The following is a 13,838-nucleotide window of genomic DNA, read 5'->3' as shown; positions in this document are numbered from 1 at the left end:
AAAAGTCCGGCTTCTCTTCAGTATAACCTTCCCCAGCTGAAGGTTCATATCACCATCCTAAAGAACTGTAATCCAAGGTATTGTCAAATTTGACTCGGAATATCCTTGAATGCCTCGCCACCTTAAGTTAAGCATTGCCGCCTTAATGACATTTTACGGTACAATAGGATCAGCAGCATAAGCATTGTTTGCTTCATGCTGCTGATCCTTTTTGTCATTCCGGTTGTAAAATTAACTTTACCCTTATCGAGCAGGATAAGTCACGACACGGTAACGCGTTTCATTACGTTCAAAATTTTTGTAATTGACATTATCAGGAAAGGAGGGATTATAAGCACTCACGTGCTTTACAGAAACGCCTTGTGCTTTTTGCGACGGATTTAAAATTGTTCGTTCATCTCTTTTTTTAACACCTGTAGAATCGATAATCATATCTGTTCTGTATAGTTTTTGCATATTTTTCCGTGTTTTTTGAATCGCCGGAAGAGCTTTAAAGTCGGAAACAGCCTGTTTTACTTTTTCTTTTGGCGATTTTTCCATGGATTTTGATTTTGCTGGCATCTTTTTAAAAGCAATGGTAGGAACATTGTTAACATTGACGTAACGTGCAGATGCCCAACCAACTTTTCCATGATAACCAAGAGAACACCAAGTTTTATTGGATAGGCAGCCATAAATTTGCACTTTTGCTCCCATTGGAACCATTGCGATAACTTTATAAGCTGTCGCAGGGCCTGTGCGTAAAGATACCTGACCTGATGCAACACGAGCAACTGTTCCTGTAATGGTTCCAGCTTGTGCGTGAAAAGCAGTCACAGCCACCCCTGACGCTCCTAAAGCCCATAAAGTCATCATTGTTGATAAAAATTTCTTTCTTAACATTATTTTTCTTCCTCTCTTAAAACGTATGAAGGGCAAAAATTCGCCTTTGCAAAAATTTGCCGCGTTTAAATCCAATGATCAGCAACCTTTATTCCCCCCCCCAAAAACCCACAACATTGCAACAAAATTTCTCTTTATCGCCTACACGAACACGGCCTTTTGATCTTGATTGCACAGTATGTTCTTCATGAATTTACGGCTAAAGCATCATCTGATTGTCCGGTTCTTCAACCAATTGTCCCTTACAGAAGTTTTTAAAGGGGCATTGGTTCCCTCAACAAATGATTGCAATAAAAGAATTAATTATTTGAATTTCAGAGAATTTCTATGAACAAATGATGATCAGCCCCCAAAACAACTAAAATAGAAGGAAAAATAATACTCTTTTAAAAATAAAAGTGATTGAATATTCTCTAAAGCTTGTATAACTTTAAATCTGCCTAAAAAATACAGAGTATATTGAAACTTCCCTCAAAAAATTTCTCGAAAAAGAAAGTTAAAAGCATATGACATTAAAAATTTTTTCTCGTAGTCGGATTATAGGATTATTCCTCTCTCTCTTTGCACTTTTTTTGTCTACTGCTTTTTCCATGGCCGCAGATAAATCAAAAATCAAACTTGGTATTATGGAAGGGCGGGATGCTATTATTTGGAAAACTGCTGCTGAACAGGCTAAAAAAGCCGGTTTAGATATTGAACTCGTTTATTTTTCTGATTACGCTTTGCCTAATGATGCTGTTAACGCAGGAGAGATCGATGCGAATGCTTTTCAGCACGCCCCTTATCTTAATGAACAAATGAAACAACGTGGCTATAAACTTTCAATTGTCGGCTATACATTTATTGCTCCAATCGGTGTTTACTCACACAAAATAAAAGACTTAAAAGATCTTCGTGATGGTGCACATGTTGGTATTCCGAACGACCCATCTAATGGTGGAAGAGCCTTACTTCTTCTTAATTCTTTAGGTCTCATTAAGTTAAAAGATCCTCATAATATTCTTGCATCTCCACTTGATATTATCGAAAATCCTAAAAACCTGCAAATTCGTGAACTCGATGCCGGTATGTTAGGACGAGCTATTGACGATTTTGATCTTGCAATTATAAACACAAACTGGGCTATTGTTTCCGGATTAAACTTCGAAAAAGATGTAGTCGCATGGGAGAGCGCAAAAAATAATCCTTATGATAATATCATCGTTGTACGCACGAGCGAAAAAGATGAACCATGGGTTAAAAAATTAGTTGCCGCTTACAACAACGATCTTATCCGTGCAAAAATCAAAGAGATTTTTGGCAATACCGCCCAAACATCTTGGTAATTGTGCCAAATATCCGAGTAATTGTGAATGGAAAAACCTACTCTTATCTCCTTAAAAAACATCAGCCGTTGTTTTAACAAAACGGCTGGTGTTCCGGTGATTAATAATCTCTCTTTAAATATCCATGCTGGTGAAATCCTTGGCATTATTGGGCGCAGTGGAGCAGGAAAATCAACACTTATTCGCTGTTTAAATGGGTTAGAGAAGATTGATGCAGGGTCCATTTTTTTTGAAGGTGTTGATATTTCTAATCTATCAGAGATAGAATGGGCGCCTTACCGTCAACGAATTGGGATGATTTTTCAACATTTCAATCTTCTCTCATCGCAAAATATTCTTGATAACATTGCATTGCCACTTAAATTAAGTGGTGTAAGTAAAAAACAACGCCACAAACGTGCCCTTGAACTGATTGAATTGGTTGGGTTATCTGGGAAAGAATATTGCTATCCAGCACAATTGTCCGGGGGACAAAAACAACGCGTTGGCATTGCACGCGCTCTTGCTGCTAATCCTAAAATATTGTTATCAGATGAAGCCACCTCTGCTCTTGACCCTGAAACAACACAATCTATTCTAGAGCTCCTTGCTGATATTAATAAACACCTCAATCTCACGATTGTGCTCATCACCCATGAAATGGAAGTTGTGCGCACCATAGCGCATCGCGTTGTTGTTCTTAATCAGGGGAATATTGTAGAAGAAGGACGTGTGAAAGACATCTTTACATCACCGCAAGACGATACAACCATAGCCATGCTCAAGCTTGTAACCCCGCAACTTCCTGAAAAATTTGCGAAAAATCTCAAACCAATCGGACGAGAAGCTGTCATTGAAATTAATATTGCCGGTGAAATTGCCCAGCAGCCTTTTCTTCATCTTCTAGAAAATGAGAGTGGTTTAAAAGCACGTATTTTGCATGGTGGCATTGATACAGTTCAAGATGAAACCATCGGGAGACTCTTCTTGGCTCTTCCTGGAGAAGATAAAGAAGCTTTAGAAAAAGCTGTTCAATGGTTAACGAAAAAAGGACGATATTGTGAGGTCTTAGGCTATGTTTAATGTTCTGTCTCATGAACTTCCCCAAGCTGTTATTGATACAATATTGATGACACTTAGTGCTTCTGTTATGGCATTTATTATAGGGCTTCCCCTTGGTCTTCTTCTTCACACAACAGCACGCGGAGGGATTTTTTCCTCATCTCTCATCAATCGCCCTTTAAGCATGATCATTGACAGTATTCGTGCCATTCCCTTTATCATTCTTGCATTTTATCTTCTTCCCGTTACGCGTATCGTTGTAGGAAGAGGGATAGGAATGCCTGCTGTAATTTTTATACTGACCATTTCAGCTATCCCTTTTTATGCACGCATGGCGGAACTCTCTTTTAAAACCGTTGAAAACGGTCTCATTGAAGCGATCCGCTCGATGGGTGCAAGTCGTCTTCAAATTATCAGACATGTTCTTATTCCTGAAGCTCTCCCTAGCCTGATTACAGGTTTTACAGTCATGGTCATTTCTCTTATAGGAGCCACCTCACTTGCTGGATATCTTGGTGGAGGCGGTTTAGGGGATATGGCAATCCGCTATGGCTACCAACGCTACAATACCTTCATCATGACCATCGTCATCATCCTTTTGATCGTGCTTAATATTACAACCCAATGGACTTCTGATAAAATCGTACAAAAACTTGATAAAACAAAACATTAAAAGACTTAGAATTTCACATGCCAATACCATCATCCCCTTTGCCACTTTCCAAGTGCACCAACCCTTGCCTATCGAAAACACTCATAAGAGATTAGAAACTTTTTTCTTAAACAGTTTTTATCTCTCCCCATCCGTTTGTAACATGAAAGAAAATAGTTTTAATGGCTTTAATATAAAAGAATATAAAAGGGGATAAAATAAGAGATCTCACAGTATGTGAGACTCTCTTTAAATTAAGACATTGGTCACGACCTTTCCAAACCGTAGATAACACATTGAATTTATAATGATAATATGGCGTTATTCATATTGAACGAGAACTCTGAATACCGTAAGATCCTCTCATTCCCAATTTGTTCCATATAGAATCAACCAAAACCTCTCGCTTACACGTTACAAGCAGGAAGAGCCGTGTGAGTAAAACTATACAAGAAAGAAAGGCATGCCTCTTATGAATTATCTCAAGCGCCAAGACCTGTCTTAACATTGGCGGCTAGCATATAATATGATGGTGCCAGCTTTCTTCTTCACAAGCATAAAGATAGGGGTGCTCAATGGCTTTATCGTTATACTATTCACAGGCGCCATTGCGAAATGGGCGTAACGAACGTTGAGAGATGTTGCTTTAAAATAAACCCGTGAATTGGCAACGCAAGTATATTCCATTTGAAGCGTTCTGTTTTACGTGATGGGTATGATCCCATTAAAGAACGCTATAAACAAAAGCGTGAAGCAATGCACTATCTTCATTAGGAAACTCCTCTTCAAAACGATCTAGGAAAGATAGCAACCTGCTATGGCTATCAACGCTATGATAGCTCCACCATATCTATTATCCTATAGATTATTCTCAATATCATCATTGAAGAAACTTCTAATAGAATTGTATAAAAATTTTATAAAATAAAGCACTCAAATAATCTAGATATTGGAAGGTTTTTCTTCCACAACAGCAACAATAAGCCATTGAGCTGTAAGAGCTGGTTTTTTTAACTTTTCAATTTCCACCGTAACCCCATAATGGAAAACCACTCGACCAGAAGGACGAATTTCTGCGTCGTCTAACACAAAACGCGCACGTATCCGTACCCCTGTTTTCACAGGACTCATGAAGCGTACTTTATCGAAACCATAATTAATCCCCATTGTGCTCCCTTCTAACTCTGGAAGAGCTTCATAAGCGAGCGTAGACAAAAGCGATAATGTTAAAAAACCATGAGCAATCGTGCCGCCAAAAGGTGTCTTTTTAGCCTTTTCCTCATCAACGTGTATCCATTGATGATCATCTGTAGCACATGCAAACTGATTAATCATATCCTGTGTAACAAGACGCCACTCCGATAATCCCACTTCTTTCCCAATAAAACTGGTGACATCTTGTACTGTTATTTTTTGCTGCATAACGCTATTCCTATTTTATTTGATAAAAGAAACCACCCCTCTTGCTTTTATAAAATCCATTGATTAGAGCATCAAGAATAAAAGATTAATTGTCTTAAAAACAAATGCACCTTATGAATGAGAAAAGTTCTTTAGCAGAGTAGTTTTCAAATAGGAAAAAAGAATGGCAAGCAATGTGAACCTAACAGGTTTAGCGCATGATTTGAAACAACGTGCAGAAAACCATCCCCCTATCCGTATTGGACTGATTGGTTGTGGTGAAATGGGCACAGATTTATTATCAAGTATTGCGCATATGGATGGTATAACAGTCGCTGCTGTAGCCACGAGGACACCGTCACGTATTTTTGATGCCGCTACACTAGCCTATGGCGAAGATGGACATGTCTGTGAAGTTGAAAATACTTATGCTCTCACCCAAAGCATTGAAAAGGGTTTGATTGCAGCAACAGATGATATTAACCTTGTTTTGCGCCATGAACAAATTGATATTATCGTTGATGCAACAGGCTATCCCGAAGCAGGAGCAGAGATTGGTATCAAAGCGCTTGAGAATAACAAACATCTTGTCATGATGAATGTTGAAGCAGATGTTACAATTGGCGCTTATCTCAAACATGAAGCAGAAAAACGAGGGCTCATTTATACACTTGGTGCCGGCGATGAACCTACTTCTTGTATGGAACTCATAGAATTTGTTTCAGCCCTTGGACATAAGATTGTTGCAGCGGGTAAAGGAAAAAATAATCCTCTGCGCTTTGATGCTACACCTGACGCTTACGAAGAAGAAGCATTCCGGCGTAATATGAATGTGCGCATGTTGGTTGAATTTATTGATGGTTCCAAAACGATGGTTGAAATGGCAGCCATTGCCAATGCCACCGGACTTCTCCCCGATTGCCCAGGAATGCATGGACCACGAGCAGCGCTACAAGATTTAAACAAAGTGCTTATTCCAAAACAAGATGGGGGCATTTTACAACAATATGGTGTTGTAGATTATTCAATAGGTCCAGGTGTTTCACCTGGTGTCTTTGTCATTGCCGAAATAGCACACCCGCGTTTACGCGAACGTATGGAAGATTTAAAAATTGGTCAGGGGCCTTACTTCACCTTTCATCGCCCCTATCATTTAACAGCAATGGAAGTTCCCCTCACCTGCGCACGTATTATGCTTTATGGCAAAAAAGATATGGTTCCTCTTAGCCATCCCGTAGTAGAAGTCTGTGCTGTTGCTAAAAAAGATTTACATCCAGGTGATCAGCTAGACTTTATCGGTCTTTATACTTATCGTGCTTGGATAATGAACATCGCAGAAGCACGCGCTCACCACGCCATTCCTTGTGGCCTTTTAGAAAAAGCAACAGTAACAGCTACAATTAAAAAAAACGAACTCATTACAGTACATAATACTGCTATTCGTGAAGATCAATGGATTGCACGTCTTCGTGCTAAACAAGACCTTTTACTTCATTACCCTTCTTCCGCTAAGCTATAAATACTCCTGAATTACCTTACTTAACAGTATCCTTCCCTTAGGCAACAGAATAACCCAGAATACACTTCTATCGCAAATACAGGTTTATGTTTTAATAAAAGCATTTTCCAACGATGCACATCACCACTTCCCTCTCACAATATGTCCCGTAAATGCGACAGTATAAACCACCCCATGAGATGGCATAAGATTCATTGTGTATCACTATCTTTACTCTATGAAGATACAAACCAGCACCATCATTTATTTTCCAATACTACAACAGTCCTTGAACCTTAGAGATAATTAATGAGAAGAATTTTTAGTCTTTTTTTTAATAATTTTATCCATACACGAACGCAACTTGTTATACGTAAAAAATACTTCTGATGGATTTAACATAAACAAATTTAAAATGATAAATAATAATTTCTCATTTTTCTTATTGCATGAGAGCCATGGATATAGGGATATTTTTTATTTTATCCCCTTATGAAAGATAAAAAAATTTAAAAAGGATAAAATATACCTTTGACGAATAATCTTCATATGAGAAAAGGTAGACAATATTAAAAGACTGATAAAGATAGTAAGTATACTAGCCTTATTACTAGAAAATAATCATAAACTGTAAAAAAAAAATCAGGTTACGCTAATTTGTAAAAAACAACATAAATGTAGGATCTTGAACTTTAATAATGTTAATAAAAGCTACATTTAGTATTAAGATTAGTGATTTTATTATCTAGTATAGTATAAATAATAAAATATTTATTTTTTAAAAATAATGAAGTGAACAAAAAAATCCTCGACTCTGTCGATGAGCTTCCTACTAAAGTGTACTAAATATTGCAAAAAGAGTTACAACAGTACCTAATACATCCCCAATACATAAAGAAGCAAGAAGTGATAAAATACTTATTCCCCCCCAAAAGGCTGAACCTGAAAAGGCAGCAGCTTTTTCAGGTTTCCCTAACGCAATAACATCTTGTTCCTCAACGCCTTGAATAACAACTCTATCCACAGCTTTAATAGCTACATTTTTTTCTAGTGTAGGAATAGTAATTGCCATTCTCTCTTGAACTTTATTTTTTACAAAACTTGCATTTCCCTCTATAGTTTGTATAAAAAAAAGAATAAATAGTGTAAAAGTAAATGAACATACACGATTTTTAAATATTTTAAACATAGCTTTCTTTGCTCCTCTTTTTCTTCACTGAAAAAATGAAAGAATATTCACATATATAAAAACCAAAAATTATATTTAATCATTTATATAATTGCACATAATAAAATATTATATGTAATTTTGTTATTATAATATAACACATTATGTATTACATGTAAAGATAAAAAACAATAAATGATAAAAATAATTTATTCCTTTTACGCCATAATAACTCAAGATACCAACAGTAATATTTTGTCATTTTTATTGCTATAATTAAAAATAATAATAATTTATTAAATTTCTTATTATAAGAAATATTACGAAACAAATTCATTTAAAAAATTATATAATAGAGCTTTTATAAATAATTTAAAATGTAATTAATTTTAAAGAACTATAAAATTTAAAACTGCCAATATAATGATATATGATTGTCTATTATTTCAATAAATATAAAAATGAAATAGCACTTAATGGATTTTTATTATATCACTCATCAGTAATATTGAAAAATAAAATTGGTATCAAATAAAAACTTGATCTAAAACAAATCTATCCTAATAAAACAAATTTAAATAGTGTACTATTTTTCTATAAAACAGGTATAAAGTGTAAAAAAACAATTAAGATCTCTATCTTCAAATGGAAGAGACGTTAATAAAATGATTCTCAACTTTTACTGATATATAAAAAGAAAAAATACTGCATAGCATCTTAAAAAAGGTAATTCAGCCCCCTTTATCCCATACAGCATAAAGAACACAAAATATTGACTTTCAAACCTAATAAAACAAACGCATAAAATAAGTAAATCTATCAGATTTACAAAAAAATTATAAGCAATACTAGAACACCAACAAACTACCTAAAACCAGATAAAAAGAGAGTCATGAAAAATGAGATGATCCCCAAAATACTGAAAAAACTTTCTTGCTTAATTTTCATAAAAGTTATTCCATATTTTTCGTCAATATTGTAGAGCGCAGCCTTATTTATATTTACTCTGTATTAGTAAAAAATAATTCTCTTTGAAATAAAGTTTTGGCAATATTCACATAACTGTCTGCTATTTGTGAAAAATGAATAATAATAAAGAATTAATCAAATGCTTGAAAGAAAAGGAGTAGAGAAACTTACTAAAAAATTGCATTTTTAAAATACCAACTTAAGTAGCGCATTGAAAAAATAACGCCATGAAAACTGATATTGAATGATAAATTCATCAACCGATCACTTTAATCGCAAAATATTAATCTATAATAATAATTTATTGTTTTGCCTGTTGAATGAGAAAGCTGACGATTATAAAACTCTCTTAATTTTAACTCTGTTTATATTGAATCAATCAAAATTCTTCACTTGCAAATCACAAACGAGATCGGTGTGTGTGTGTAAACACACTTGAAGAAAGGAAAATATCACTTATGAGGTATTTTAACTAACAAGCGCTGTTAACACAGTATTGAAAACTAGCAAAGTGAATGATGGTGCCCATTTTTACTTTAAAAGTGTAAATATGGTGGAAAACAATAGATTTTATATTATAAAACTTTACCGTTATACTATTCACGGGCGCCGTTGCAAAATAGGCTTGGATACCTTGAGAAATGTTTCTTTAAAACAAAAGCGTCAATGTGCAACACAATGGCGTTCTGTTTATTATGTATCCAACGGTGTTTCTTGTATCCAACGGTGTTTCTTACTGAATCATCTTATAAACTGCTCTATGAGATTACAAATTCATCTTAGTGAATTCTTCCCTTTATATTTATTTTTTCTCATGAACACTAAAATCTGTTAAGACACTATCCAAAGTAAAATCAATCAACAAATATTTCCATTCTTTTGTAATATACAGATAATTGAATAGAGTTCCTGATTGCAACAAAAGTCTGTAATATTGCAATAGTAGAAATACTTTGATCATCCTCTCTCCATAATAAAAGAATAATATGTAATTTACAGAAAAAATTATATATTTAATATATACTTATTAAAAATGAGAATATAAATCAGAAATACTTATAAAAGACAACTATCTTGAGAAAGATTGCCTAATATTACAGAAAAATTGCGGTGGCTTTGCTCAATAAAAGCTTCTCTATTTTTAACAAAGCTCTCATTTTTATGCATCCATATGTGATGTAAAAAGATGCCTATTTGCGTTTCTCTTATAGATAGATTAAATAGTGACAGCACCTTTGATCACTTTGTCTCTTTTGACTTCTCTTTTGGGCATTAATTTATGGTATCTAACCCACCTTTTCTCGCTCTTTTACCTTTGGGTGCACATGAATATCACGGAGAGCACCTTCCTTTCGAAACCGACTGGATTATTGCTGAAGCTTTTGCAAAAGCCCTCACTTTACAAACAAAAGAGCAGTTTCATATCGCACTTTTACCGGTTGAAAAGATTGGCTATTCTATAGAACATATGGATGTTACAGGTACACAAACCCTTACCTTTTCTGATGCGATTAAGCGATGGATAAAGATTGGTGAAAACTGTTATCACAAAGGGATCAACCGTCTTCTTCTTCTCAATGCTCACGGAGGAAATTCACCTTTAATGAGCATCGTTATCACCGAATTACGAAGGCGCCTTTCGATGCTCGCTGTAGCAACAAGCTGGAGCCGTTTTGGTTTACCACAAGGTCTCATGGAGCCATCTCAACAACATCTTGATATCCATGGAGGCTTTATCGAAACCTCTCTCATGCTCTATTTAGCACCAGAAAAAGTCCATATGGAAAAGGCAGAAAATTTTCATAATAAACAAGCGGATATGATTGCCAATTATCGGTATTTACGTGCTTATGGTCCTCATGCCTTTGGTTGGACAATGAAAGATCTAAATACGCAAGGTGCGGCAGGAAATGCAAGCAAAGCAACACCACAAGCCGGTGAAGCAATCTTTTCTCATGTTCTGTCTCAGCTTCGTGATTTACTTGATGATATCAATCGATTTAACATAAACACATGGCAATAAAGAACAATAAAAGGTCTCTCCATGGAAATGATACACCCCAAAAAACTTCCCGTTACGGTTCTCACAGGCTATCTTGGTGCTGGAAAAACCACCCTTCTCAACCGCATTCTCAGTGAAAATCATGGCAAACGTTATGCCGTCATTGTCAATGAATTTGGTGAAATTGGTATTGATAATGACCTGATTATTGAATCAGACGAAGAAATTTATGAAATGAATAATGGCTGTGTTTGCTGCACCGTACGTGGTGATCTCATTCGCATTTTAGAAAGCCTGATGCAACGTTCTCATCGATTTGATGCGATCATTATAGAAACGACAGGGCTTGCTGATCCCGTTCCCGTAGCACAGACTTTTTTCATGGATGATACTATCCATGAAAAAACAGCTCTCGACAGTGTCATAGCAGTCGTTGATGCAAAGCATTTTCCCTCTCAATTAAAAACAAGTCGTGAAGCTGAAGACCAAATTGCCTTCGCGGATATTATTCTTTTAAATAAGATTGATCTTGTCACCCAACAAGAACGCAGCCATGCTGAATCCCTTATTCTGGCCATTAATCCCAGAGCCATAATTTACGCAACAGAGCGCGTTAACATCCCTGTTGATAAACTCCTCGATCGTAGTTCCTTTGATCTCCAACGCACTTTAGATAATGATCCCCATTTTCTTGACCATCATCACGCAGATCATGTATGTGGTCCCGATTGTAATCATGATCATGACCATCATCACGCATCCACCATTCATGATATTACCATCACTTCTGTAAGTTTAAAAACAGATGCTCTGCAACCAGAAAAGTTTTTCCCTTGGATCCAGCAGGTTACACAGCAACAAGGACCTGATATCTTGCGTCTTAAAGGCATTATCGCCTTTCAAGGAGACGATGATCGTTACGTCATTCAAGGGATACATATGCTTCTTGAAGGACAACATCAACGCCCATGGCGTGAAGATGAAAAACGAGAAAGCCGCCTTGTCTTTATAGGACGCTCTCTTGATGCTGAAAAATTAAAAACTGGTTTTGAAAATTGCGCATAAGTGAGTGATAATGCCAAACATTACCCATTATGATCTCAAAAGTTACTGCCTTTCCTGCGGTTTTATAGGCAATAAACCAGCCTTTGTTTCCGTAGAAGGTCTCATTGTTTTTTTTAATCCAACCCCACAAATCGTTGAAGTGCACCAAGGAATAATTTCAAGCCATTTTTCCCATGACAATACCGCGATCATCACCGGTGGAGAAGATGGAAAAGTCTGTCAAACAACCGCAGCAGATCACACGGAAGTGTTAAGCCAAAAAGAACGCAAATGGATAAACAACGTTGCTTTTGGTCCACAAAAAGCTTTTGCTTTTTCCTCCTCACGCCTCGCATTTGCGCATATTGGAAAAGAACGACAAAAGCTCACACATGAACGCAGTGTAGAAGGCCTTGCTTTTGCCCCAAAAGGTTTGCGACTTGCCGTTGCCCATTACAATGGAGTCACTCTTCATTGGTTATCAACGCAAATATCTCCCACCACATTGGTATGGAAAGGAGCTCATTGTGGTGTCACCTTTTCACCAGACAACCGCTATGTCATTTCCACCATGCAAGAAAACGCCTTACACGGCTGGCGTCTCACTGATAATCAGCACCTCCGCATGAGTGGCTATCCAAGCAAAGTCAAAAGCTGGTCTTGGAGCGCAAAAGGAAAATGGCTAGCAACATCAGGTGCCTCTGCCGCAATTGTTTGGCCCTTTCATACAAAAGATGGCCCCATGGGAAAAACACCTCTAGAACTAGGCACACGAGCAAATGCACTTGTTAGCACCGTTTCATGCCACCCAAACAAAGAAATTGTAGCAATAGGCTTCAATGATGGAATGATTTTAGCGGCACAATTCCATGATGGAAAAGAAGTCCTTCTAAAAGGTTATGGGAAAAGTGCTATCTCAGCACTTAATTGGGATCAAGCAGGGCAAAACCTCTCCTTCGGTAGCGAAAATGGTGAATGTGGTATAATCAAGATCACTGATTAAATTAAGCACCCAAAAGCGCAATCATCGCCGATAAAGAATGCCCACACAATCCTCCAGAAATCTTATCCCCTTGCATCTCCAGAGCTCTCAGAAATCCTATCTCCCTAATCTCCCCCCAAAAATCTCCTAAAATCTTCGTAATCATTAAATCTTCCCTCTTCCTTTCCTCCCCCCTTTAGACAAGAAAATACCTTAAACATGTTTTTTGACCTTTTAACATTGCTACCCCCATACAAGAATAAAAACATCACTCTCAAGACCGCCCCCCATCTCCCTATAAACATCTATATAGGCTACATACTTCCACAAAAGCATTTTTCTTAAAAATTCGGCAAAAAATAGCTGATATCATCATTGAAACAACGATTTATTCTTACGATCAGAAGAAGGGAATTCAACACTATTTTCCTAAATAAAAAATTTTTTGATTTCCCCCTCCAAAGAGCAAAGTTTCCTACGAGCAGCCTTCCACTCTTTAGTTTCTTGCCTAGAAAATTCTATCTAATAATCATTTCATGGAACTTCTATTACCGCCCTCTGTTCCGGTATCACCTTCTTCTACAGATTCTGTTGTTCTTCCTTCTGTCCCTGTTGAACCAAAGCCTTCTCAGTCCTCTGAACCTTTAGATCCTTCATCTAATCTCTCTATACCGCTTGATGTTCAGTCTAATCTCCAAATTAGAGCTGTTGTTCCACAGGTTCCAACTTATCTTCTTTTGCCAAATGCCTTATTGCATGCTGGTTTAGTGGATATGACCACGCAAAATAAGACGTTAGAGACAATGCGGAATGCTTTTCATTCCTTTGGGAAAGATGATAAAAAGACAGCCTTTTTTCTGCGTGCTTATGGGGG

At 36.6% G+C, this 13,838-nt stretch carries 12 protein-coding genes and 2 pseudogenes; 9 read left to right on the top strand and 5 right to left on the bottom strand.

What is annotated here, in order from left to right; translation table 11 throughout:
* Window positions 1-243: 243 nt before the first annotated feature.
* The gene (locus ACFINY_RS07550; RefSeq protein ID WP_375612290.1) at window positions 244-882 is read right to left on the bottom strand and encodes an SH3 domain-containing protein; all 639 of its coding nucleotides are present in this window, start codon (window positions 880-882) and stop codon (window positions 244-246) included.
* Window positions 883-1,388: 506 nt separating this feature from the next.
* Between ACFINY_RS07550 and ACFINY_RS07545 the strand changes: the two genes are divergently transcribed.
* From ACFINY_RS07545 to ACFINY_RS07530, 4 genes and pseudogenes are all read left to right on the top strand, one after another.
* On the top strand, window positions 1,389-2,207 hold the full coding sequence (locus ACFINY_RS07545) for a MetQ/NlpA family ABC transporter substrate-binding protein (protein ID WP_375612289.1): 819 nt from the start codon (window positions 1,389-1,391) through the stop codon (window positions 2,205-2,207).
* Between the two features lie 27 nt (window positions 2,208-2,234).
* Window positions 2,235-3,269 (top strand): methionine ABC transporter ATP-binding protein, encoded by a 1,035-nt coding sequence (locus tag ACFINY_RS07540; RefSeq protein ID WP_375612288.1) that lies wholly within the window; start codon window positions 2,235-2,237, stop codon window positions 3,267-3,269.
* On the top strand, window positions 3,262-3,921 hold the full coding sequence (locus ACFINY_RS07535; protein WP_375609233.1) for a methionine ABC transporter permease: 660 nt from the start codon (window positions 3,262-3,264) through the stop codon (window positions 3,919-3,921). Before ACFINY_RS07540 ends, ACFINY_RS07535 begins: the two co-directional genes overlap by 8 nt.
* A gap of 451 nt (window positions 3,922-4,372) precedes the next feature.
* Window positions 4,373-4,671: pseudogene (locus ACFINY_RS07530) on the top strand (integrase); the annotation flags it as partial.
* Between the two features lie 171 nt (window positions 4,672-4,842).
* Here ACFINY_RS07530 and ACFINY_RS07525 read toward each other — a convergent pair.
* Entirely contained in the window at window positions 4,843-5,322 is a 480-nt protein-coding gene (locus ACFINY_RS07525; protein WP_375612287.1) for a MaoC family dehydratase, read from the bottom strand.
* Window positions 5,323-5,485: 163 nt separating this feature from the next.
* Between ACFINY_RS07525 and ACFINY_RS07520 the strand changes: the two genes are divergently transcribed.
* Window positions 5,486-6,820 (top strand): NAD(P)H-dependent oxidoreductase, encoded by a 1,335-nt coding sequence (locus ACFINY_RS07520; RefSeq protein ID WP_375612286.1) that lies wholly within the window; start codon window positions 5,486-5,488, stop codon window positions 6,818-6,820.
* A gap of 811 nt (window positions 6,821-7,631) precedes the next feature.
* Here ACFINY_RS07520 and ACFINY_RS07515 read toward each other — a convergent pair.
* A complete protein-coding gene (locus tag ACFINY_RS07515; protein WP_375612285.1) occupies window positions 7,632-7,988 on the bottom strand; it encodes a hypothetical protein in 357 nt (118 codons plus the stop codon).
* Between the two features lie 1,750 nt (window positions 7,989-9,738).
* Window positions 9,739-9,897 carry a hypothetical protein gene (locus ACFINY_RS07510; RefSeq protein ID WP_375651323.1) on the bottom strand — a complete coding sequence of 53 codons (159 nt, stop codon included), beginning with the start codon at window positions 9,895-9,897 and terminating at the stop codon, window positions 9,739-9,741.
* A 318-nt stretch (window positions 9,898-10,215) separates the two neighbouring features.
* Here ACFINY_RS07510 and ACFINY_RS07505 point away from each other — a divergent pair, with 318 nt between their 5' ends.
* From ACFINY_RS07505 to ACFINY_RS07495, 3 genes are read left to right on the top strand one after another with little or no spacing between them, the layout of a single operon-like run.
* Window positions 10,216-10,959: a creatininase family protein gene (locus ACFINY_RS07505; RefSeq protein ID WP_375612284.1), complete on the top strand. Its 744-nt coding sequence runs from the start codon at window positions 10,216-10,218 to the stop codon at window positions 10,957-10,959.
* A 21-nt stretch (window positions 10,960-10,980) separates the two neighbouring features.
* The gene (locus tag ACFINY_RS07500; RefSeq protein WP_375641016.1) at window positions 10,981-12,003 is read left to right on the top strand and encodes a CobW family GTP-binding protein; all 1,023 of its coding nucleotides are present in this window, start codon (window positions 10,981-10,983) and stop codon (window positions 12,001-12,003) included.
* A 10-nt stretch (window positions 12,004-12,013) separates the two neighbouring features.
* Window positions 12,014-12,985 carry a WD40 repeat domain-containing protein gene (locus tag ACFINY_RS07495; RefSeq protein WP_375613645.1) on the top strand — a complete coding sequence of 324 codons (972 nt, stop codon included), beginning with the start codon at window positions 12,014-12,016 and terminating at the stop codon, window positions 12,983-12,985.
* 1 nt (window position 12,986) lies between these two features.
* Here the strand turns inward: ACFINY_RS07495 and ACFINY_RS07490 are convergent, their stop codons facing one another.
* Window positions 12,987-13,130, bottom strand: coding sequence for a hypothetical protein (locus ACFINY_RS07490; RefSeq protein WP_375612281.1), 144 nt, complete (start codon window positions 13,128-13,130; stop codon window positions 12,987-12,989).
* Window positions 13,131-13,500: 370 nt separating this feature from the next.
* Between ACFINY_RS07490 and ACFINY_RS07485 the strand changes: the two are divergent.
* Window positions 13,501-13,838: pseudogene (locus tag ACFINY_RS07485) on the top strand (autotransporter outer membrane beta-barrel domain-containing protein); the annotation flags it as partial.

Origin of the sequence: Bartonella sp. AA23NXGY (assembly GCF_042197165.1) — a bacterium.
Taxonomy (GTDB): Bacteria; Pseudomonadota; Alphaproteobacteria; order Rhizobiales; family Rhizobiaceae; genus Bartonella.
Note: the sequence above shows the minus strand (reverse complement) of the source record. Positions and strands in the feature narration are given on the sequence as shown.

Bases quoted from the DNA above. Each gene is read 5' to 3' on its own strand.
- ACFINY_RS07510 (WP_375651323.1), bottom strand. From the start codon at position 9,897: ATGATCAAAGTATTTCTACTATTGCAATATTACAGACTTTTGTTGCAA.
- ACFINY_RS07495 (WP_375613645.1), top strand. From the start codon at position 12,014: ATGCCAAACATTACCCATTATGATCTCAAAAGTTACTGCCTTTCCTGC.
- ACFINY_RS07535 (WP_375609233.1), top strand. From the start codon at position 3,262: ATGTTTAATGTTCTGTCTCATGAACTTCCCCAAGCTGTTATTGATACA.
- ACFINY_RS07520 (WP_375612286.1), top strand. From the start codon at position 5,486: ATGGCAAGCAATGTGAACCTAACAGGTTTAGCGCATGATTTGAAACAA.
- ACFINY_RS07515 (WP_375612285.1), bottom strand. From the start codon at position 7,988: ATGTTTAAAATATTTAAAAATCGTGTATGTTCATTTACTTTTACACTA.
- ACFINY_RS07505 (WP_375612284.1), top strand. From the start codon at position 10,216: ATGGTATCTAACCCACCTTTTCTCGCTCTTTTACCTTTGGGTGCACAT.
- ACFINY_RS07545 (WP_375612289.1), top strand. From the start codon at position 1,389: ATGACATTAAAAATTTTTTCTCGTAGTCGGATTATAGGATTATTCCTC.
- ACFINY_RS07500 (WP_375641016.1), top strand. From the start codon at position 10,981: ATGGAAATGATACACCCCAAAAAACTTCCCGTTACGGTTCTCACAGGC.
- ACFINY_RS07525 (WP_375612287.1), bottom strand. From the start codon at position 5,322: ATGCAGCAAAAAATAACAGTACAAGATGTCACCAGTTTTATTGGGAAA.
- ACFINY_RS07540 (WP_375612288.1), top strand. From the start codon at position 2,235: ATGGAAAAACCTACTCTTATCTCCTTAAAAAACATCAGCCGTTGTTTT.
- ACFINY_RS07550 (WP_375612290.1), bottom strand. From the start codon at position 882: ATGTTAAGAAAGAAATTTTTATCAACAATGATGACTTTATGGGCTTTA.
- ACFINY_RS07490 (WP_375612281.1), bottom strand. From the start codon at position 13,130: ATGATTACGAAGATTTTAGGAGATTTTTGGGGGGAGATTAGGGAGATA.